At 73.0% G+C, this 21,070-nt stretch carries 19 protein-coding genes; 9 read left to right on the top strand and 10 right to left on the bottom strand.

Going from position 1 to position 21,070, the window contains the following annotated elements; translation table 11 throughout:
- Positions 1-5: 5 nt before the first annotated feature.
- From ABZ370_RS18860 to ABZ370_RS18880, 5 genes are read right to left on the bottom strand one after another with little or no spacing between them, the layout of a single operon-like run.
- The gene (locus ABZ370_RS18860) at positions 6-674 is read right to left on the bottom strand and encodes a class I SAM-dependent methyltransferase (RefSeq protein WP_358621888.1); all 669 of its coding nucleotides are present in this window, start codon (positions 672-674) and stop codon (positions 6-8) included.
- Entirely contained in the window at positions 671-2,125 is a 1,455-nt protein-coding gene (purF, locus tag ABZ370_RS18865; RefSeq protein ID WP_358621890.1) for an amidophosphoribosyltransferase, read from the bottom strand. The genes ABZ370_RS18860 and purF overlap by 4 nt, the downstream gene beginning before the upstream one ends.
- The gene (locus ABZ370_RS18870; protein ID WP_358621892.1) at positions 2,125-2,640 is read right to left on the bottom strand and encodes a hypothetical protein; all 516 of its coding nucleotides are present in this window, start codon (positions 2,638-2,640) and stop codon (positions 2,125-2,127) included. Before ABZ370_RS18870 ends, purF begins: the two co-directional genes overlap by 1 nt.
- A complete protein-coding gene (locus ABZ370_RS18875) occupies positions 2,637-3,521 on the bottom strand; it encodes a hypothetical protein (RefSeq protein WP_358621894.1) in 885 nt (294 codons plus the stop codon). The genes ABZ370_RS18870 and ABZ370_RS18875 overlap by 4 nt, the downstream gene beginning before the upstream one ends.
- Positions 3,518-4,297, bottom strand: coding sequence for a thioesterase domain-containing protein (locus ABZ370_RS18880; RefSeq protein ID WP_358621896.1), 780 nt, complete (start codon positions 4,295-4,297; stop codon positions 3,518-3,520). The genes ABZ370_RS18875 and ABZ370_RS18880 overlap by 4 nt, the downstream gene beginning before the upstream one ends.
- Positions 4,298-4,688: 391 nt before the next feature.
- On the opposite strand from ABZ370_RS18880, the gene ABZ370_RS18885 reads away from it, so the two are divergent.
- The 7 genes from ABZ370_RS18885 (at position 4,689) to ABZ370_RS18915 (ending at position 13,858) form a co-directional block, all read left to right on the top strand.
- The gene (locus ABZ370_RS18885) at positions 4,689-6,332 is read left to right on the top strand and encodes an AMP-binding protein (RefSeq protein ID WP_358622278.1); all 1,644 of its coding nucleotides are present in this window, start codon (positions 4,689-4,691) and stop codon (positions 6,330-6,332) included.
- A gap of 28 nt (positions 6,333-6,360) precedes the next feature.
- Positions 6,361-7,722, top strand: coding sequence for a salicylate synthase (locus ABZ370_RS18890; protein ID WP_358621899.1), 1,362 nt, complete (start codon positions 6,361-6,363; stop codon positions 7,720-7,722).
- An 81-nt stretch (positions 7,723-7,803) separates the two neighbouring features.
- Positions 7,804-9,429: a DHA2 family efflux MFS transporter permease subunit gene (locus tag ABZ370_RS18895; RefSeq protein ID WP_358621901.1), complete on the top strand. Its 1,626-nt coding sequence runs from the start codon at positions 7,804-7,806 to the stop codon at positions 9,427-9,429.
- A 48-nt stretch (positions 9,430-9,477) separates the two neighbouring features.
- Positions 9,478-10,104: a TetR/AcrR family transcriptional regulator gene (locus ABZ370_RS18900; protein ID WP_358621903.1), complete on the top strand. Its 627-nt coding sequence runs from the start codon at positions 9,478-9,480 to the stop codon at positions 10,102-10,104.
- Between the two features lie 40 nt (positions 10,105-10,144).
- On the top strand, positions 10,145-10,579 hold the full coding sequence (locus ABZ370_RS18905) for a nuclear transport factor 2 family protein (protein WP_358621906.1): 435 nt from the start codon (positions 10,145-10,147) through the stop codon (positions 10,577-10,579).
- 69 nt (positions 10,580-10,648) lie between these two features.
- A complete protein-coding gene (locus ABZ370_RS18910) occupies positions 10,649-11,224 on the top strand; it encodes a hypothetical protein (RefSeq protein WP_358621909.1) in 576 nt (191 codons plus the stop codon).
- A 213-nt stretch (positions 11,225-11,437) separates the two neighbouring features.
- Positions 11,438-13,858: an MFS transporter gene (locus tag ABZ370_RS18915; protein WP_358622280.1), complete on the top strand. Its 2,421-nt coding sequence runs from the start codon at positions 11,438-11,440 to the stop codon at positions 13,856-13,858.
- Between the two features lie 24 nt (positions 13,859-13,882).
- Here the strand turns inward: ABZ370_RS18915 and ABZ370_RS18920 are convergent, their stop codons facing one another.
- Positions 13,883-14,905 carry an Lrp/AsnC family transcriptional regulator gene (locus ABZ370_RS18920; protein WP_358621911.1) on the bottom strand — a complete coding sequence of 341 codons (1,023 nt, stop codon included), beginning with the start codon at positions 14,903-14,905 and terminating at the stop codon, positions 13,883-13,885.
- A complete protein-coding gene (locus ABZ370_RS18925; RefSeq protein WP_358621913.1) occupies positions 14,898-15,359 on the bottom strand; it encodes a MarR family transcriptional regulator in 462 nt (153 codons plus the stop codon). Before ABZ370_RS18925 ends, ABZ370_RS18920 begins: the two co-directional genes overlap by 8 nt.
- A 75-nt stretch (positions 15,360-15,434) precedes the next feature.
- Here ABZ370_RS18925 and ABZ370_RS18930 point away from each other — a divergent pair, with 75 nt between their 5' ends.
- A complete protein-coding gene (locus ABZ370_RS18930; RefSeq protein ID WP_358621916.1) occupies positions 15,435-16,250 on the top strand; it encodes an SDR family NAD(P)-dependent oxidoreductase in 816 nt (271 codons plus the stop codon).
- A 37-nt stretch (positions 16,251-16,287) separates the two neighbouring features.
- Here ABZ370_RS18930 and ABZ370_RS18935 read toward each other — a convergent pair whose 3' ends face one another.
- Positions 16,288-18,558 (bottom strand): heavy metal translocating P-type ATPase, encoded by a 2,271-nt coding sequence (locus ABZ370_RS18935; protein WP_358621918.1) that lies wholly within the window; start codon positions 18,556-18,558, stop codon positions 16,288-16,290.
- 85 nt (positions 18,559-18,643) lie between these two features.
- On the bottom strand, positions 18,644-18,913 hold the full coding sequence (locus ABZ370_RS18940) for a heavy-metal-associated domain-containing protein (protein WP_358621921.1): 270 nt from the start codon (positions 18,911-18,913) through the stop codon (positions 18,644-18,646).
- 177 nt (positions 18,914-19,090) lie between these two features.
- Between ABZ370_RS18940 and ABZ370_RS18945 the strand changes: the two genes are divergently transcribed.
- Positions 19,091-20,077 (top strand): hypothetical protein, encoded by a 987-nt coding sequence (locus tag ABZ370_RS18945; protein WP_358621923.1) that lies wholly within the window; start codon positions 19,091-19,093, stop codon positions 20,075-20,077.
- Between the two features lie 5 nt (positions 20,078-20,082).
- Here the strand turns inward: ABZ370_RS18945 and ABZ370_RS18950 are convergent, their stop codons facing one another.
- Positions 20,083-20,967 carry an AraC family transcriptional regulator gene (locus ABZ370_RS18950; RefSeq protein ID WP_358621924.1) on the bottom strand — a complete coding sequence of 295 codons (885 nt, stop codon included), beginning with the start codon at positions 20,965-20,967 and terminating at the stop codon, positions 20,083-20,085.
- Positions 20,968-21,070: the final 103 nt, after the last annotated feature.

A 21,070-nucleotide genomic window follows, 5' to 3' on the forward strand; every position in this document is an offset into this window, starting at 1 on the left:
TCCGATCAGGCGCGCACGGCGGGGCGGGGCAGCGGCTCCGCGGTGGCCCGCACATACGGTGTGTTCGTGGGGTAGCGCGGCCAGGGGCGGACGACCTCGTGGACGCGCACCCGGTAGCCCGCGTCGCGCAGCGCCGTGAGCAGGCGCCGGTTGGCGTGGCAGCCACCGGCCACCCGGCGCCACAGCGGGGCCAGCACGTCCTGCAGCAGACCGACCGCGCCGGGGGACCGGACGTGTTCGAAGAACACCAGCCGCCCGCCCGGCTTGAGCACGCGCCGGATCTCCTCCAGCGCCGCGGGCAGGTCGGTGACGGTGCAGAGCACGAGTGTGCAGACCACCGTGTCGAAGGCGTCGTCGGGCAGCGGCAGCCGCTCGGCCCAGGCGTCCACGACCTCGACGTCGAGCGGCACCTCCCCGGCCTTCCGCGCCAGCTTCACCCGCATCTCACTCGCGGGCTCCACGGCGACCAGCGAGTCGGCCTTGGTGAAATAGGGGAGGTTGGCCCCGGAACCGGCGCCGACCTCCAGGATGTCGCCGGTCAGCTCGCCGAACATCAGCGTCCGCAGCGGCCGTCCCCACTTCTCCTCCGCACGCGCGGTGATCGCGTCGTAGTAGCGCGCGAAGAGCCTCCCGCTCCGGCTGTCCAGGGGGTTTCGTTCCGTGGTGGTGGTCACTTCAGGGCTCTCTTCCGGGTGAGTTCGATGGGGTGGCCGACCGGTTCGGCGGTGGGGTAGCGCCCGTCCAGGCAGGCGGTGCAGAGCTGGTCGGCGCCGGTTCCGGTGGCCCGGACCAGATCGGCCAGCGGGAGGAACTCCGCGCTCTCACAGCCCAGTTCGGCGGCGAGCCGGTCATCGGTCCGTCCGGCGGCGAACAGCGTGTCGCCCCGCCCGGTGTCGATGCCGTAGAAACAGGGCCGCCGGTGCGGCGGTGAGGCGATCCGCAGGTGGATGTCCCGGGCCCCGGCGGCGCGTACGAGCGCGACGACGGTGGCCATGGTGGTGCCGCGGACCAGCGAGTCGTCGACCAGCAGCACGGACCGGCCCGCCACCGCGGCGGGCACGGCCGACAGCTTGGCCCGCACCGTGGCCTCGCGGTCCTCCGCGCTGCCGCCGATAAACGAGCGGCCCGCCCCGGAGTGCCGCAACAGCCCCTGGACCGACGGCAGCCGGGACCGCCAGGCGTAGCCGTCCGCGGCGACGCGCGCGGTCTCGGGAACCGCGACGACCACCGGGTCGACCGCACCGGGCGGCGGCGGGGCGTGCTCGGCGAGCGCGATCCCGGCCGCGTAGCGGGTGCGGTACACGCTCCGGGAGCCCAGGACGGAGTCGGGGCGCGCGAAGTACACGTATTCGAAGAGGCAGGTGGCGCGCCGCGCCCCGGGGACGTCGAGCCAACTGCTGTGGACGCCCTCGCCGTTGACCTCCACCACCTCGCCCGGCTCCAGCTCCCGGACGAACACGGCACCCACGGCGGCCAGCGCGGCCGACTCGGAGGCGAGCAGCCAGGCGTCGCCCAGCCGCCCCAGGCACAGTGGCCGGAAGGCGTGCGGGTCCCGCACCCCGTACATGCGCAGCCCGTCGGTGAGGACCAGGGCGTACGCGCCGGTGAGCGTGGGCAGTACGTCGTGCAGCGCGGCCAGCGGTGACACCGCGCCACCGCGCGTCGCGGTGTGCAGCAGCCGGGTCAGGAGCGCGGTGTCCGAGTGGTCCGCCGCGTGGCTCACCCCATGGGCGGCCGCGGCCCGCTCGGCGTCCACCAGGGTGCCGTTGTGCGCCACCGCGAGCACGGGCCGGTCCGCCGGACCGGCCACCACGGGCTGGGCCAGCTCGGCGTCGGACGGCGTACCGCCCGGGGCGCGGTCGCCGGAGGTGGCGTAGCGGACGTGGCCCACGGCGCCGGGGCCGCTCGGCAGGCTCCCGGGCGTGGCGAACACCTCGTCCACCCGGCCCGCGCCCGCCCGGCGCTCCATGCGCCCGTCGCGGCAGGCGACGATGCCCGCGCTCTGCCGGCCACGGTGCTGGAGCGCAGTCAGCATGGTCCGTACGAGGGGCGCGGCGTCCCCCGTGGCTCCCCACACTCCGGCGACGCCGCACGCCTCGCGGGGCTTGCCGGTGGGATCGCTCATCACGCCCCACCGGTTTCCGCGGGCTCCCCGAGCCAGCGCGCGAAGGCGGGGAGGTCGGGCACGATGACGTCGGAGCAGGAGAGCACCGCGAGGTTCTGGCGCATCCCCGTGACGGCGACGACCGTGGCACCGGCACGGTGGGCGCTGAGCATCTCGGCCGCGGTGCCCATGCTGGGCTCGTGGTCCGGCAGCCACGCCACGCACACGTCGCTCTCGCCCGCCAGGACGGTGAGCCGGTGGAAGGTGGCGGTCAGCAGCGCGACCGCGGGGTCCAGGGTGGTCCGGCGCACCTCGGGGGTGTCCGCGAGCGCGGTGTGCGCCGCCCGGATGGCCTGTTCGTGCTCGCCGATCCACTCCCGCATCAGCACTCCGGGGTCGTGCACCACGGCGCCGGGCTCGCGTTCGAGGATGAGACGGCTCAGCCGGTCGCGGTAGCTCTGGTCGGAGAGGTGGGCCCCGGTCCGCGCACCCTGCATGAGTCCGGCCAGGAAGAAGGAGCGGGGGCGGCCGGTCACGCGTCCTCCAGGGAGTATTCGGGAACCACGACCGAGGCCGGGGCGGCCGCGTCGTAGAGCGCGGCGGCGTCGAGGAGGTGGTCCACGACCTCCCCGGGTGTGGCGCGCAAGGCGTCGGCCACCCGCTGGAGTTCGCGGTCGAAGGCGAGGTGGCCCCACGCGCTCACCGCGCCCTGGTTGTCGCGGGCGATGAGCGCCCGCCGGTCGGCGAGCGCGCCGCGCGGACGCCCCGAGAAGGGCAGCGCGACCTCGGTGAGGTGGTCGTCGCCGGGATGCACGGCCCGTATCGACAGGTTGTTCTGCTCGGGGTGCAGCAGCAGCTCGCGCACCAGCGGGGCGGGAACGGGCAGTTCGCCGACGGTGTCCTCGGGACGCATGGTGTACGCCCGGTGGGTGACGGTCTCACCCAGGCGCGGGCTGTAGCGCAGGTACCGGAGCCGCAGCAGGCCGTCGGCGGGCCGCCAGACGGCGCGGAGGGCCGACGGCGCGGGCGAGCCGTCGGGGCGGCGGCGCAGCGGGTAGGCGTCGGCGTCGACCCGTACGGTGCCGTCCGCGGCGTCCGCGCGTGGGAGCCGCAGCGGTGCGCGGTGCAGCAGATACGGGTCGAGGAGGGTCAGGCCCTCGTCGTCCTCGTACAGCGCGCACACGTGCCGGCCGCCGACGCGGTACTCGGCCGTCGCACCGGTCCGCAGAGCCACCCGCTCGCCCGCCGCGAACGTCTGCCAGGCGCAGGCGGTGCCGAACCGCTCGGGGGACGTTCCCGTCCCGTAGTGGAGGTGGTACTGCGCGGCGCTGTTGTACGGAATCCGCGTGAGCACCTCCGTGTGGATGTCCCGCAGCGCCCGGAGGTCCGGGCGGGCATCGGGGGCGGCAGCTGTCATCGGTGAGGTCTCCTGGAGCGGGGCGGGGCGGGAGGTCGGGGTGTGGCGCCCGGCGGTACGGACTTCGCGCCGCCGAGGCTGGTGAGCAGGAAGGCGATCAGTTCCGCGCGGCGCGGTACGAGGTAGAAGTGGTCGCCCGGCATGGCCCGCAGCGTGAACGGGCCGGTCGTGCACGCACGCCAGGCATCGGCCTGCCGCGCGCCGACGCGGGTGTCGTGCCTGCCGAGCAGCGCGGTGACGGGGCAGGCCAGCGGCGGCCCCGGCCGGTAGCGGTAGCTCCGGGCGAGCCGGAGGTCGGCGTACACGGTGTCCGGCGGAACGCCGTCGGCTCCGGTGAGGCGGCGCAGCGCGGTGACGGGTTCGTCGTCTCCCCGCCACGGCTCCCGGCTCCGGCTCTCCGTCGGCGCCGGGTGCCCGGACACGAACAGCGCCCGGGGCGACGGCACATGACCAGCCGTCAGCAGCCGGGCCGTCTCGAAGGCGAGCGCCGCGCCCATGCCGTGCCCGAAGAGCGCCAGCGGTACGTCGCCGGGCTCGGCCAGCGCCTTGGCGGTCGGCCGCGCCAGCGCGTCGAGGTGGCCGGGCACCGGCTCGCCGTCGCGCTCGTCGCGCCCCGGATACCGGACGGCGGCCAGTTCGACGGAGTCCGGCAGGCCGTCCGCCCACGGCCGGAAGAACCGGGCCGAGCCGCCCGCGTGCGGGAAGCAGATCAGCCGCAGCGCGGGCCGGTGCCGGGGTCGGGGCGTCCACAGCCAGGACTGCTCGTACCTGACCAAGAGAATCGACCTTTCATTGCGTGCCGTAATTCGGGCGGAATGAAATCGCCGAGCGATTGGATGAATGTCGCCGGCGGTAATCGAGGCGCTCGGCCTCCGTCGTCGCCGAGGCGGACGTTCGTCAACCTACGCCATGAAAGCGGCGAGGAGAAGGGGGGTGGCCGAAGGGGGAATACCCGCCCTCGCAATGCCAGATGTAAGCGGATACATCCCTTTTTAGAGGGTCGGTATAGCGCCTTGAGTGCGCTGAATTTTGCCAAACGGTGACCAATCTACGATTGCCTCCGACTTTTCGAACGGGAGATTCTTTACGGCGTTGTTAGTGCTTGAAATTCCTTGTCAATACTCCCGATGATTTCCCTCGGGGTGAGGAGTGAGATTCTTCGTGGACATGGTTCGATGGCCGGACGCGATGGCGGAGCGGTACCGGAAGGCCGGATACTGGCAGGGCCGTCCGCTCGGTTCCTTCCTCGCCGGGCACGCGCGGACGATCGGGGAGGCGGCCGCCGTCGTCGCCGACGGGCAGTGCCTCACCTACGCCGAACTGGACCGCCGCGCCGACGACCTCGCCGCCGGGCTGGTGGACATGGGCGTCGGGCCCGGGGACCGGATCGTCGTCCAGCTCCCCAACATCCCCGAGTTCTTCGTCCTGCTCTTCGCCCTGCTCCGGATCGGCGCCGTACCGGTGCTGGGCCTGCCCGCGTACCGGCGGAGCGAGGCACTCCATCTGTGCGGACACGCCGGAGCCGTCGCCTACGTCATCCCCGACACCGATGCCGGTTCGGGCTTCGACTACCGCCGACTCGCCGACGAGGTGCGCGCCCACGTGCCCGCCGTCCGCCACGTTCTGGTGGCCGGTGACCCGGGCCCGCACACCGCGCTCGCCGAGGTCGAGCGGGCGGGCCGGGACGCCCCCGGGCCCCGCGCGTTCGCCGCCCCCGACCCGCAGGACGCGGCGGTACTCCTGGTCTCGGGCGGCACCACGGGCCTGCCCAAGCTCATCCCGCGCACCCATGACGACTACGCGTACAACGTCCGGACCAGCGCCGAGCTCTGCGGATTCGACCGCGGCACCGTCTATCTCGCGGCCCTCCCCGCCGCCCACAACTTCGCCCTGGCCTGCCCGGGCGCGCTGGGAGCCCTGGCGGCGGGCGGAACCGTGGTGCTGGCCGGATCACCCGACCCGGAGACGGCGTTCGGGCTGATCGAGCGGCACCGGGTGACCGCGACGGCCGTGGTGCCCCCGCTCGCCGCGCTGTGGTCGCAGGCCGTCGACTGGAGCCCCGACGACCTCGGCAGCCTGGCCCTGCTCCAGGTGGGCGGGGCCCGGCTGAGCCCGGACGTGGCCCGGCGGGTGCGAGCCACCCTCGGCTGCGAGCTCCAGCAGGTCTTCGGCATGGCGGAGGGGCTGCTGTGCATGACCCGCCGTGGCGACGACGCGGAGCGCGTCGCGACCACCCAGGGCCGGCCGATCAGTCCCGACGACGAGATCCGCGTGGTGGACGCCGACGGCGTGGACGTCACCCCGCACACCACGGGCGAGTTGCTCACCCGCGGCCCGTACACCCTGCGCGGCTACTACCGCGCCGCCGACTACAACAGGACCGCCTTCACCGAGGACGGCTTCTACCGCACGGGCGACCTCGTCCGGCAGCTCCCGGACGGGGACATCGTCATCGAGGGGCGGAAGAAGGACCTCGTCAACCGCGGTGGCGACAAGGTCTCCTCGGACGAGCTGGAAGGCCATCTGCGCGCCCACCCCGCCGTGCTGGACGCGGCCGTGGTGCCCGTTCCCGACGAGTACCTCGGCGAACGCACCTGTGCCTGGATCGTCCTGCGCGACGGCCGCGCCGCCCTCGCCGACGGAGAGCTCGACGCGTTCCTCGAAGAGCGCGGCCTCGCCCCGTACAAGAAGCCCGACGTCGTCCACGTCGTCGACGCGCTGCCGCTCACCGGCGTCGGAAAGGTCGACAAGCGCGTCCTCGCCCGGCGCGCGGCCGACGCCGTCGCCGACTCCGTCGCCCAGCAGAGCTGATTCCCGTACCTTACGAAGGAGACTTCACATGTCCACGACCACCGTGCCGCCCCGGACCAGCCGCGTCGCGTTCTCCGGCAGCCCGGAGCGGGCCGCGGTCCGGCTGGCCGAAGCCGGTCCGCACGGGCAGTACGTGGTGTACGAGCGCGACGGCGTCTGGTCGTACGCGGGCGGCGTCCGGGCGTCCCTGGTGCTCGACCGCTCCCGGGTGACGCTCGACCAGCAGGGCGAGATCACCAGTACCCGCTGGCACGACGACCCCCTGGGGACCGTTCACCACCTGCTGTCCCTGCTGCCGTATCCGGACTGGCAGGCTTACGGCTGGGCCGCCTTCGAGCTGTCGTACGCCCTCGCCGGGGACACGGCCGAGCTCGGCGCCGAGCCGCTGCTGCATCTGGTGATCCCGGAGACGGAGGTCCGTCTGTCGCCCGGCGGAGCCGAGATCCGATGTAGTACCCCGGCCGGGGAGGACGCGGTGCGCGCGCTGCTCGCCACCGCCGAACCGAACGCCGGAACCGTGGAGTTCACCCCCGTGCCGGTCGACCTGGGCGAGGCGCCCCAGGGCTCCTACCGGGCCTCCGTCGCACGTGCCGTCGAGGCGATCCGCGGCGGCGAGCTCCAGAAGGTCATCGTCTCGCGCGCGGTCCCGGTCGAGCGGGAGCTGGACCTGCCCGCGACGTATCTGGCCGGTCGTGCCGTCAACTCACCGGCCCGCTCCTTCCTGCTCGACCTCGGCGGTATCGAGGCCGTCGGCTTCAGCCCGGAGACCGTCGTGGAGGTCTCGGCGGACGGCCGGGTGTCCACCCAGCCGCTGGCGGGTACCCGCGCACTCGTCGGGGACCGCGCCGAGGACGCGGCCCGCCGGGCGGAGCTGCTCACGGACGCGAAGGAGATCTACGAGCACGCCATCTCCGTCCAGGTGGCATGGGAGGAGATGACGGGGGTCTGCCGCGCGGGGTCGGTGCGCGCCGAGGAGTTCATGACCGTCAAGGAGCGCGGCAGCGTCCAGCACATCGCCTCCCGGGTCAGCGGCGAACTGCCGGACCTGGGCCGGGGGCCGTGGCCCGCGCTCGCCGCCCTCTTCCCCGCGGTCACCGCCTCCGGGATTCCGAAGGCGGCCGCGTTCCGGGCGATCCGGCGGCTGGAGCCCGGCCCGCGCGGCCTCTACAGCGGCGCGGTGCTGACGGCCGGCAGCGACGGCTCGCTGGACGCGGCGCTGGTCCTGCGTACGGTCTTCCGGCAGCAGGGGCGGACCTGGCTGCGGGCGGGGGCCGGGGTCGTCGAACACTCGTCGCCGGACCGGGAGCTGGAGGAGACCTGCGAGAAGCTGCGCAGCGTCTCGCGCTCGCTCGTCCCGGCCCTGGCCCCGACCCCGGCCCCGGCCACCTAAACTTTACGGCACCGTTCGACTTGGGTGCTGTTCGGCATTACAGTGAACCCGAACAGTGGTGTTCAACTTATGGAGTGTGCCGTGGGTTCCGTACCGTCCAAGTCCCCAGTCGCCGCCCCACCCGGCGGGGCAGGCCATCCGCTGCGCTGGCCGATCCTGGCGGTGCTGTGCCTGAGCCTGCTGATCGTCGGCCTCGACGTCACCGTGCTCAACGTGGCGCTTCCGACGCTGGTCAGCGAACTCGGCGCCACCACCAGCGAGTTGCAGTGGCTGGTGGACATCTACAGCCTGATGGCCGCCGGGCTGATGCTCGTCGCGGGCAGCGTCGCGGACCGGTTCGGCCGCAAGCCCGTCTTCCTGGCCGGTCTCGTCCTCTTCTCGGGCGCCTCGGCCGTCGCCGCGTTCTCGGACAGCACCTCCTCCCTCATGGCCGCCCGCGGGGTGATGGGGGTGGGCGAGGCGCTCATCATGCCCGCGACGCTCTCCATCATCGGATCGGTCTTCACCGACCCGGCGGAGCGGATGAAGGCGATCGGCCTGTGGTCCGCGATGATCGGTGTCGGTCTGGCGATGGGGCCGCTGGTCGGCGGCTGGCTGCTCGGCCGGTTCTGGTGGGGCTCGGTCTTCCTGATCAACGTTCCCATCGGGATCGTCGCCCTGGCGGTGGCCCTCAAGATCGTGCCGAACTCGCGCGCCGCGATCGCCCGGCGGCTGGACCTGCCGGGCGCCGCGCTCTCCGTCCTGGGCGTCGGCCTCCTGCTGTGGGCGATCATCGAGGGTCCGGTCAAGGGCTGGACCAGTGCGCCGGTGCTCATCGCCTTCGCCGTCTCGGCCGTGCTGCTGGCCGCCTTCCTCGGCCGCGAGCGCACCGCCGAGCAGCCGATGCTCCCCTTGGGGATCTTCGCCAACCGGCGCCTGGCCGTGGGCAACGTCCTGGTCTTCCTGGGCCTGCTGTCGCTGCTCGGCGCGCTGTTCGTCCTCGTCCAGTACCTGCAGTTCGTCCTCGGCTACGACGCCGGGGAGACCGGCATGCGGATCGCGCCCACCGCCCTGGTCATCCTGGTCGCGGCCCCGCTCGCGTCCTTCCTCGGGCAGCACGTGGGCACCCGGTGGCTGGCCGCCGCCGGTCTCTCCTTCGCCACCGTCTCGCTGCTGCTCCTCGCCACCACCGGCGACGGCGACGGCTACGGCCGGGTGCTGGCCGCGATGCTCTTCCTGGGCTTCGGCGCCGGGTTCATCATCGGCCCGACCAGCGACGCCATCGTCGGCTCGCTCCCCGAGGACGACCTCGGCGTCGGCTCCGCCACCAACAGCGCGGCCGTGCAACTCGGCTCCGCGCTCGGCGTGGCCGTGCTCGGCAGCCTGCTCGCGGGCACGTACCGCGACCGGTTGACGGACAGCGGGGCCGGGGCCGGGCTGCCGGACCCGGCGCTGCACACCGCGGGCGAGTCCGTCGGAGCCGCGTTCGCCGTCGCCGACGAACTCCCCGGCAAGGCAGGGGCGGCGCTCGCCGAAGCCGCCCGCTCCGCCTTCGTCTCCGGTATGGCGCCCGCCATGTTCACCGGAGCGGCCGTCGCCGCCGCGGGCATCCTCGTATCCCTGGTGTTCTTCCCGAAGGGCGGGACCGGGACCGGGACCGGCTCCGCGGACGGGCCGGGCGCGCCCGAGTCCGCCCCGGTGGAGCGGGGATCGAGCCCCCGCGTGTGACCCGCGAACTCATGGCACGGCGCGAAAGAGGTGACATACGCTCCCACCATGTCCACCCCGCAGAAGAAGGTACGCCGAACCGCCGGCTCGGAACGGGACGAACCGCGCCGGCGTGCCGACGCGGAACGCAGCATCGCGGCCATCGTCGCCGCCGCCATGGACTGTTTCCGCCAGGACACGAACGTGAGCCTGACCGCGGTCGCCAAGGCGGCCGGGGTCAGCCGGGTGACGCTCTACGCGCACTTCGCGTCCCGCGAAGCGCTGCTGGACGCCGTGCTGGAGGACTCCGTACGGCAGGCCGATGCCGCGCTCCAGGCCCAGCGGCTGGACGAGGGCCCGGCGGACGAGGCGTTCTCGCGGCTCGTCCGGTCCGGCTGGCACATCCTGGAGCGCCACGCCTTCCTGCTCCTGGCCTCCGAAGGTGTCATCGCCCCGGCCCGCCGCCGTACCCACCACAAGAAGGTGCTCGCACGCGTCGAACGCATCCTGGTGCGCGGCCAGGAGGAAGGGGTCTTCCGCACCGACCTCCCGCTGGCCTGGCTGGTGACCACCTTCTACAGCCTGCTGCACGCGGCGGCCGCCGAGGCCGATGCGCGGCACCTCAAGACCAAGAGCGTCCCCGACATCCTCGACCGCACGCTGTCCTCCATCCTGCGGCCGGTCGACGCCAGCTGACGCCCGCACCAGGGCGTCCCGCCCTCACACCGGAGAACACATGTGCGCCCATGAGGCTCTCGTCCGCACCTGCCTGACCGCGATCAGCGAGGGCGACACGGACACCTGGCTCGCCTGCTACGCCCCCGACGCGGTCTCGGAGGACGTCCCGCTCAACTCCTTCTGGCGCGGCCGCGACGGTCTCGACGCGGGGGTGCGCTCCTGGCTGGAGGCGATCCCGGACACCCGCGTGGAGATGCGCACCTTCTCCGGGGGCGACCGGACCGGCACCTGCGAGTGGACCATGTCGGGCACCCTCGAAGGTGCCCTCGACGGGCTGCCTCCGCAACTGGCCACGGCGGCCAAGGGCAAGAGCTTCTCCATGCGCGGGGTGACCGTCTACCGGTTCGCCGAGGACGGCAGGATCGCGTACGAGGCCCTGTACTGGGATCTCGCCGGAGTGCTCGGGCAGTTCGGACTCCTGCCGCCCTGGTGACCCCCGTGCTCCGCCGGTCTGCCGCGGTACGTATCCTGCGGCAGATCGGCGACCGACCCGGGACACTCCATGACACTCAGCTTCACCCGCGACTCCGGCTCCCGGCGCTACACACTGCGCCCCCGGGGCTCCGCACCCCTCCATGTGCGCCGTGGCGCCCCCGACGGCCGCCCCCTTCCCGAGGGGTGCAAGCCACGCTTCACCGTCGCCGCCGACGCTGCGGGGGTCTCGCCGCTCGCCGTGGTCGTCCGGAAGGGCGATCGCCGCCTCGCCGTGCTCACCCCCGACCATGAGCCCCTGGCCGAACTGCGCCTGCCGACGCGGAAGAAGCGGTGGCGGCCGCGGTACGAGATTCACCTGCCCGACGGGACGGTGCTGCACGGGCGGGAGGGGACGGTGCCGTCGCTGCTCCTGTGCCTGGTGCTGCTGCCGCTGGTCCTGCTGTACCTGGCCGGTCTCGCGGTGTCCGACATGCCCGCCGACTCCCTCGGCGCTCCGCTGCGGACGGCCTGGAAACGGCGGGGTGTGTTCTTCGGCCGGGCGGCGATGACGGAGTCCGTGCGCGGCCGGTTCCGGGTCCGGGGCGACGGGCTCGACCACCGGGTGGCGTACGCGCAGGTAGTGGCGAAGTACTGGCAGGGCTGACCTGGGGGCGGGGCCGTCGGAAATCCTTCGGATCGCCGCTCCGGATGTCGGTTTTCCCGGTCCGGGGGGCTGTGGCTGGATCTGGGGGAGGGCGTGGCCGGAAGCTGACGGCGGTGCCGTCGAGTGCGGTGCCGCCGTACGCCTAGGGAGAGATCCGTGAACGCCACACCAACGGTGCACGAGCCGCGAGAACGGCAAGTGGCCACACTTGTCATGGCTTGCCTCGGCATGTTCGTCGCCTATCTGCCCGTGACCACCGTCTCGGTGAGCCTGCCCGCCATCCAGAGCGCCCTGCACGCGTCGACGTCCCAGCTGACCTGGGTACAGTCCGCGTTCCAGCTCCCCATGGCCGCGTTCATCCTGACCGCCGGGGTCTTCGGCGACGTCCACGGCCGCAAGAAGGTGTATCTGGCCGGGCTGGCGCTGGCGGGTGTGGGCGGCGCCATCGCGCTGTCGGCGCAGTCGATCGAGGTGCTGTGGGCCGGGCAGGCGTGCGCCGGGCTGGGCGCGGCCGCGCTGCTGCCCTCGACGCTGGCGCTGATCAGCCATGCCGTGCCCGACCCGCGCAAGCGCGCCACGTTCGTCGGGCTCTGGGCGGCGTCCCTGATGGCCGCACTCGCCGTCGGCCCCATGATCGCCGGGGTGATCCTCGACCACACCACCTGGCGCTGGATCTACCTGCCCGCCGTACCGGTGGCGGTCCTCACGCTCATCGTCGCGGCCCCGCTCGTGACCGACTCCCGCGCTCCCGGTGAGCGCAAGCTCGACTGGCCCGGCCAGATCACCGCGGCGGTGACGATCACCGCGCTGGTCTACGGCGTCATCGAGGGCGGCGCCACCTCGTTCACCGAGGGGCGGGTGATCGCGGCCCTGTCGCTCGCGGCGCTCGGTGCCATCGCCTTCGTGGTGGCCGAACGGCGCAGCCCCAGCCCCATGCTGGACCTGTCGCTCTTCCGCAGCGCGGCCTTCAGCGCGACGACGCTGATCGCCATGATCACGTTCCTGGGGCTGATCGGTTTCTTCTTTGTCCTCAGCCTCTACTTCGGTCTGGTGCAGCGCCTGGACACGCTGCACGCGGGGTACCGGCTGCTGGTCGTCTGCGTGGTCTGCCTGGTCGTGGGCGCGCTGGCGGGCCGCCTGATGCACTTGGTCTCGCCCCGCGTCATGATCACCACCGGTCTGGTGGCCACCGTGGGCGCGCTGTTCTCCTTGACCGCGATCGACGCCGGGACCGGCTTCGGACCGGTGGCGTGGCGGCTGGCCCTGCTCGGCGTCGGCCTGGGCATGGTGATCACCCCCATGACCGCCACCGCGGTCGCGGCGGTGCCGCACCACCTGGCCGGTATGGCGGCGGCGGGCAACAACGCCTTCCGGCAGGTCGGCGGCGCGCTCGGACCGGCCGTTCTGGGCACCCTGCTCACCACCCGGAGCGCCGACACCCTGCCCGGCCATCTGCGCGACGCCGGTGTCAGCGGACCGGTGGTGCGACAGATCACCGGCGCGGTGAACACCGACGGCCTGGGCGCGGCCGCCCGGATGAACCTGGGCGCGGACACCGGCCGGGCCATGGGCGCGCTGGGTCAGGCGTTCCTCGACGGCCTCCACCTGTGCCTGCTCGTGGCCGCGGGTCTGGTCCTCGTCGCCGCGTTCGTCGGGGCCGTACTGCTGCGCACTCCGCCGCGCAGGGTGGCTGCCACCGGCGCTGCGGACCGGGTCGCACCCGCCGAGGACGCCGAGCGCGCCGAGCCCGCCGCCGAGTTCGCGCCGGTGCCGGAGGCGGAACCGGTGCTGGTCGGGGCCCACGCGCGCGGGCGGTCGGAGACGGTCCGCTCCGCACCCGGCGGCGGCACACATGCCCCCGATGGCGGAACGGGTCCCGTTCTGTACGGCCGCATACTCGGGACGGCCGGGGAGGCCGTCGAGGGGGCCACGCTGACACTGATCTCGCTGGGCGGGCGGCAGTTGGGCCGGGCCGTGGCGCGTTCCGGGGGCCGCTACCGTCTCGACGCGCCCGGTGCGGGATCGTACGTCCTCATCGCGGCGGCGGAGGGCCACCAACCGCAGGCGTCCACCGTGGTGGTGGGGGACGAGCCGCTGCCCTACGACGCCCTGCTGTCCGTGATCAGCGGGCTGGTCGGCACGGTGGTCACGGCCGGAGACGAGCGGCCCGTGGAGGGCGCCACGGTGGCGGTGATGGACGTGCGCGGAGAGGCCCTGGCTGCCGAAACGACCGACGCGGCCGGTGAGTTCGCCTTCGGTGAGCTGCCGGAGGGCGACGTCACGGTGGTGGTGAACGCCACCGGACACCGGCCCGCCGCACTCCCGGTACGGGTGTCGGGCGCCCGGCTGGCCCGGCTGAACGTGTCGTTGCGGCCGGGCGCCGTGCTGCGGGGCACCGTGCGGGCAGGCGCCGAACGGCGGCCGCTGGACGACGCGCGGGTCACGCTCGTGGACACGGCGGGCAATGTGATCGGCACGGCGACCACCGGGCCGGACGGGGTCTACGCCTTCACCGACCTGGACGCGGGGGAGTACTCGCTGATCGCCAGCGGCTATCCGCCGGTCGCGGCTCCGCTGGCCGTGGACGGCCAGGGGTGTGAGTACGACGTGGAACTGGCCCATCCGGAGGGCTGAGCGAGTCGGCCGTGCGGTCGGCGGTCAGCGGTCCGGTTCGTACGTGAGCTGCTTGACCTGGCGCAGCACGAGGGACGACTCGACCGCCTGGACACCGTCCAGGGCGCCGATCCTCCTGCTCAGGTAGGTGTACAGCTCGTCGGGGCTCCGGAAGCGGGCGGCGACGACGATGTTGGCCTGGCCGGTGGTGGCGGACGCGAAGTGCACCTCCGGGTGCGCGGCGAGGCTGCGGCCGACGTCGTCGAGCGCGTGCGGCGCCACGGTCAGCCAGAACATGGCGCCGACGTCCAGCCCGAGCGACTCGTGGTCGTACTGCAGGTCGAAGTACAGCACGCCGGAGGAACGCAGGGTCTCCAGCCGCCGCTTGACCGCCGACTCCGACTGCCCGGTGACCCTCTGCAGGTCGGTGAGGGTGGCCCGGCCGTCGCGGCGGAGCAGCGCGAGGAGTGCCTCGTCGGCCGCGTCCAGGGTGACGGGGGCGCCGAGCGGCTCGGGGACGGGCGGCCGCAGGACGGCCTCCTGCTCGGGAGTGAGCGCGTTGGCCTTGTTGAGCCAGCCCAGGGCGCCGCCGAAGAAGGGGTGCAGGAGGCAGTGGGCGGTCACCGTGACGATCTGCCGGGTGCGCTGCAGCCGGTCGAAGAGCAGCTCGTCCCGCTCCTTCCGGTTGCGGGGTTTCATGCCGCAGACGACCTCGGTGCCGCCGGAGATCAGGGTCACGTGGAGGGTGTCGGGGCGTTTGGCGAGCGCGTCCGCGAGCTGCTCCGCCACGTCCGGGACACAGTGCAGCCGTACGATCCAGGTCTGCCTGCCGAGCCGGTTCTCGTCCGTCATGCCGAGCACCCGCACACTGACGTCGTTGTGCAGCCGCCGGTACCGCCGCGCCACGGTCTGGTCGGAGACCCCGAGGGCGGCGGCGATCCGGCTGAACGGCGCGCGCCCGTCGAGCTGGAGCGCCTGCAACACCTTCAGGTCGAGGGGATCGAGGGCCGGGACGGTCCATCCGCGCCCGGAGCCGCCCGCGGTCGCGGGGTGGGGCCGGTCACGCATCACGGACCACGTCGGCCACCTGGTCGAGCAGCGACGTCAGCTGCGCGGCCTTCTCGGGCCCCAGCCTCTCGGCGATCCGCTGTTCGATCTCCACGATCACGTCATCGGCCAGGCCCAGGGCGTCGCGTCCGGCGTCGGTGAGATGCAGCTCCTGCACATGGCGGTGGCGCGGATGGGGGCGCCGTTCCAGCTGACCCCGCTCCTCCAGGCGGGCCACCTGGGAGGCCACCGCCTGCGGGGTGACGTGCAGACGGCGGGCCAGCTCCGCGCCGGTCAGCCCGGGGTCGGAATGGACGGAGATCAGCAGGGTGTACTGCGCGGCCGCCACCCCCAGCGGCCGCAGCCGCTGCTCCTTGCGGGCCTGCACGGCCCACTCGGCCCGGCGCAGCGCCCAGGTCACCCGCGCCCGGGCATCGTCCGCGACGGGCCCCTCGTCATCCTGTTCCACGCTCACGCCCGCGAGAATACGACACCTGGATCAGTATCAACCTGCTTGACTCCGGACAAGCATCTGAATAACCATGTGCTCATGTCTCGCACCCTCGCCCTCATCACCGGTGCCTCGTCCGGCATCGGTGCCGCCTACGCCCGCCTGCTCGCGGACGACCACGACGTCGTGCTGGTGGCCCGGCGGGCCGACCGTCTCTCCGCTCTCGCGGACGAACTCCGCGCGGCCGGTGCCACCGCGGAGGTGCTGCCCGCGGATCTCGGGACGTCCGAGGGCCTCGGCGCGGTGACCGACCGCCTGGCGGTCGGCGACGTCCGGCTGCTCATCAGCAACGCGGGCGCCGGTGGCTACGCTCCGCTCGCGGACGTCGGCCCGGACGAGATCACCCGTCTGCTGGCCCTCAACGCCACCGCGCCCATCCAGCTCGTACGGGCCGCCCTCCCCGGCATGCTGGCCGCGGGCGACGGCACCATCGTCACCGTCGCCTCACTCCTCGCCTTCAGCGCCGGACAGGCCAATCCGCGCATGCCGTCCCGCACTCTGTACGCGGCCGCGAAGGCCGCCACGGTGGCCTTCACCCGGACCCTCGCCCACGAGCTCGCCGACACCGGCATCCGCACCCAGGTGGTCTGCCCCGGTCTGGTGGCGACGGAGTTCAACGGAGGGGCCGCACACGACGTCCCCACCGCCATGGCCGCGGAAGGCGTGGCGCGGGCGAGCCTGGCCGGACTGCGCCTGGGCGAGACGGTCTGCGTCCCCGGCCTGGAGGACCGGACCGCCGCGCTCGACGCCCTCGTGGCCGCCGAAACCGCCCTCCTGTCCGGCGGCAACCGCCCTACCCCCGCCACCCGCTACACCCGGCCGCCGACCGGACGTCCCCAGGGCGCGGCGGGCTGATTCCTGAACGCGCGGCCAGCGCCCGGCCCATTCCCGCTCACCGGTTCGCGGGCTGGAAGCCGCGCAGGCGGAGGCTGTTGCCGACCACGAACACGGAGGAGAAGGCCATCGCGGCTCCGGCGATCATCGGATTGAGGAGGCCGGAGGCGGCGAGGGGGAGGGCGGCGATGTTGTAGGCGAAGGCCCAGAACAGGTTGGACTTGATGGTGCCCAGGGTCTTGCGGGACAGCCGGATGGCGTCGGCCGCGACCCTGAGGTCGCCGCGCACCAGGGTCAGGTCCCCGGCTTCGATGGCGGCGTCGGTGCCGGTGCCCATCGCGAGGCCGAGGTCGGCCTGGGCGAGCGCGGCGGCGTCGTTGACACCGTCGCCGACCATCGCCACCGAACGGCCCTCGGCCTGCAGCCGCTTGACCACGTCCACCTTGTCCTGCGGCATGACCCCGGCGATCACCCGCGTCGCGTCGATGCCCACCTCGGCGGCCACCGCCTCCGCGACGGTCTGGTTGTCGCCGGTCAGGAGGACGGGGGTGAGGCCGAGGGCGCGCAGCCGCTCGACCGCTTCCGGGCTGGTGTCCTTGATGGCGTCGGCCACCTCCAGGACCGCGCGGGCCTCGCCGTCCCACGCGACCGCGATGGCGGTACGCCCGGCGGCTTCGGCTTCCGCCGTGGCGCGCTCCAGCTCCGTGGGCAGGGCGATGGCCCACTCGTCCAGCAGCCTGGTCCGGCCGACCAGGACCGCGTGCCCCTCGACGACCCCCTGGACACCGAGTCCGGCGACGCCCGCGAAGTCCTCCGGGGTCGGCAGGGTGCCCACCCGGGCCGCCGCCCCCGCGGCGACGGCCCGGGCGATGGGGTGTTCGGAGGAGTGTTCAAGGGCGCCCGCGAGCCGCAGGACGTCCGACTCGTCCGTGCCGTCGGCGGTGTGCACCGCGAGCAGTGTCATCCGGCCGGTGGTGACGGTGCCGGTCTTGTCCAGGACGATGGTGTCCACCGTGCGTGTGGTCTCCAGGACTTCGGGGCCCTTGATGAGGATGCCGAGCTGGGCGCCGCGGCCGGTGCCGACCATGAGCGCGGTCGGGGTGGCCAGGCCCAGGGCGCACGGGCAGGCGATGATGAGGACCGCGACCGCGGCGGTGAAGGCGGCGGTCAGCCCCGCGCCGTTGCCGAGCCAGAAGCCCAGCGTGCCGAGCGCCAGGGCGATCACCACCGGGACGAACACCGCGGAGATCCTGTCGGCGAGCCGCTGGGCCGCCGCCTTGCCGTTCTGCGCGTCCTCCACCAGCTTGGCCATGCGGGCGAGCTGGGTGTCGGCGCCGACCCGGGTGGCCTTCACGACCAGGCGGCCACCGGCGTTGAGCGTGGCCCCGGTGACGTTGTCGCCGACACCGGCCTCGACCGGAACCGACTCACCGGTGAGCATGGAGGCGTCGATCGCGGACGTACCTTCGACGATCGCGCCATCGGTGGCGATCTTCTCGCCGGGCCGGACCACGAACCGGTCGCCGACCGCCAACTCGCCGACCGGGATGAGCTGTTCACGCCCCGCACGCAGGACCGTGACCTCCTTGGCGCCCAGCTCCATCAGCGCCTTCAGTGCCGCGCCCGCCTTGCGCTTCGCCCGTGCCTCGAAGTACCGCCCGGCGAGGATGAAGGCGGTGACACCGGCCGCCGCCTCCAGGTAGATGTTCCCGGCGCCGTCGGTGCGGGCGATGGTGAGCTCGAAGGCGTGCGTCATACCGGGCGTTCCGGCGGTGCCGAAGAACAGGGCCCACAGCGACCACAGGAACGCCGCGGTCGTGCCGACCGAGATCAGCGTGTCCATCGTGGCCGCGCCGTGCCGGGCGTTGGTCCAGGCCGCCTTGTGGAAGGGCCAGGCGGCGTACGTCACCACGGGGGCCGCCAGGGTCAGCGACAGCCACTGCCAGTACTCGAACTGCAGCGCGGGGGCCATCGCCATCGCGATCACGGGGACGGCGAGTACGACGGCGGTGGTCAACCGCTGCCGCAGCGGCCGCAGTTCGTCATGTCCGTCGCCGTCCGTTGCGGAGCCGGGTGCCGAACCGGTGTGCACGGGGTCCGGCTCGGGCTCGCGCGCGGTGTATCCGGTGGCCTCGACCGTGGCTATCAGCTCCGCGACGGCGATGTCGTCCCGGAAGGTGACCTTGGCCTTCTCGGTGGCGTAGTTGACGGTCGCCTCGACCCCGTCCATGCGGTTGAGCTTCTTCTCGATCCGGGCGGCGCACGAGGCGCAGGTCATGCCGCCGATGGCGAGTTCGACCTCTTCGGCGCCGGGTGTGGTGGTGGTCATGTCTGCTCCTCGCAGCTCACGGACGTGACACGGGAAGAAAGGGGGCGGGGCCGTGGCCGGAGCGGCCCCGCCCGGGTGCGGCGGGTCAGCCGCCCACGCGACCGGCGAATTCGTAGCCTGCCTCGTCGACGGTCTTGGCGATCAGCTCGTCGAGCGCCGCGTCGGGCTCGGCGGCGGTCGTGACGGTCACCAGCCCGGTGCCGATCTCGACCTCGACCGCCTTGACGTCGTCGAGAGCGTCCACGGCCTTGGTGACGACGCCCTGGCAGTGGGCGCTGCCGACGCCGTTGACCTGGTAGACGGTCCTGCTCTCCGAGGTGTGGCAGCTTCCTTCAGGGGTGCAGCAGCCGGACATGGGTGCCTCCGTAGTCGAGGAGAAATACCCCGACGGGGTATGGTCGGGACGTCGTCCTGTATACCCCCCTACCGTATCCTTCGCAAGGTCCGGGCATGGCTTGACGTCGTACCCCCTAGGGGTATCGTGAAGTGCGGAAGGCCGCGCCACGGACGGCCAGGAGACGAGGAGTGCGCCATGAACACCGGACTGCGGATCACCGCGTTCGCCGCCGTGCTCGCCGCGACCTTCGGCGCCGCGTACGGCGTGGGCAGCGGGGTCGGCGAGATCTCGCCCGAGCCCGTGAACGCGGCCCACGGCGAGCACGGCGGCGCCGAGGAGGGCGGTGGTCATGAGCAGGGTCATGGCGGAGGGCAGGAGGCCGCCCCGCCCGGGGGCCTGCAGATCTCCGACGGGGGCTACACCCTCGATCTGAAGACACCACGGCTCCAGGCAGGCAAGAGCGCCGAGCTGCGCTTCGCCGTCGTGCGCGACGCGTCGGGCCGTCAGATCACCGGCTTCTCCCGGGAACACGACAAGGAACTGCACCTGATCGTCGCCTCGCGCGACCTGACGGAGTACCACCATCTCCACCCGACCCTGGCGGCCGACGGCACCTGGTCCACCCCCGTGGACCTGCCCAAGGCCGGTGGCTACCGCGTCTTCGCCGACTTCAAGCCCACCGGGGGAGAGGCGCTGACGCTCGGCGCCGACCTCGCCGTGTCCGGAGCGTATGAGCCGACGCGGCTGCCCGCGCACAACACCACGGCCGAGGTCGACGGTTACGAGGTCGCGTTGGCGGGTGATCTGGCCCTCGGCAAGGACGGTGAACTGACGCTGACCGTCAGCAAGAACGGCAAGCCGGTCCGGGACCTTCAGCCCTACCTCGGCGCCTATGGCCACCTGGTCGCCCTGCGCTCCGGCGACCTCGCCTACCTGCACGTCCACCCCAACGGCGAGCCCGGAGACGGCAAGACCAGGCCCGGCCCCGGCATCTCCTTCACGGCGATGGCGCCGAGCGCCGGTGCGTACCGGTTGTTCCTGGACTTCAAGCACCAGGGCACGGTCCGCACGGCGGCCTTCACGGTGCACGCGACGCGAGGCACGGACGGAAAGGCGGATGAGAAGGCTGACGAGGAGGCGGACGGGGAGGTCGGGGCGCCGGAGGGCCACGCCGGGCACTGAGAGGCTCAGACGCCGCGGGTGCCCGCGGTGCTGTACGCGGCGCGCCACGCGGCCGGGCCCATGGTGACCTGGCGTCGGAAGAACGTGGTGAAGTTGCCGACGTCCCGGAAGCCGAGGCGGCGGGCGCAGCCGCCCACCGGCAGGTCGGTGTGGGCGAGCAGCCGCTTGGCTTCCAGCAGGACGCGCTGGTCGAGGAATGCCTTGGCGCCCGTTCCGGCGGCGGCACGCGTCGCCCGGGTGAGGGTGCGCACGTCATAGCCGAGTGCCTGCGCGTAGTCGGCCACCCGGTGCCAGTCGGTGAAGTGCTCTTCGACCGTGGCCCGGTAGGTGCGGAACACCTCGGTATGCCGACTGCCGGGTTGCGCCGCGCCGGTCGAGTGGGATGTGTCGGGGAGTGCGCGCAGGATCAGCGCCGCCAGCAGGTGGGAGAGCAGCGCGGGGGAAGCCAGACGTGGGGTGTGCGCCGCCGCGCTGTGCTCGCGGCCGAGGTGTTCGGCCGCGAGCAGGGCGAGGGACAGGCGCTGCCGGTCCAGTTGCCAGCACGCGGGTGTGGTGGCCTCCGAGGCGGTGAAGCCGGGAAGGAAGCCGGGCCGGAAGAGGATCAGCGGGCCGTCGCAGGCGTCGATGTCGCTCCAGCGGTGCACCATGCCCGGCCGAATCCACACGGCGCCGCCTTCCGTCAACTGGTGGTCGCGGAAGTCCGCTTCATGGGTGCCGCTTCCGGAGCCGACCAGGGCGAATACGTGGAAGTCGGGGCGTTGTGGCTGTACGCGACGGCGCTGGGTGTCCATCGAACGCAGCGCGGCGAACGTGAGGACCTCCACTCCGTACGCCGATCCGATGGCGGGCAGATAGCGCAGTTGCCGCACAGCGCCGTGTCCGTTTTCCACAAGGACCGTGTTCCTTTCCGCCAAGAGGCGCACGCCCCCTCGCCTACCGTCGGGGCTGCATCTTACGGATGGCGGGAGTGGTGTTCCGCCGCCGACGGAAAGG

The sequence above is a fragment of the Streptomyces sp. NPDC005962 genome, from assembly GCF_040629205.1.
Taxonomy (GTDB): Bacteria; Actinomycetota; Actinomycetes; order Streptomycetales; family Streptomycetaceae; genus Streptomyces.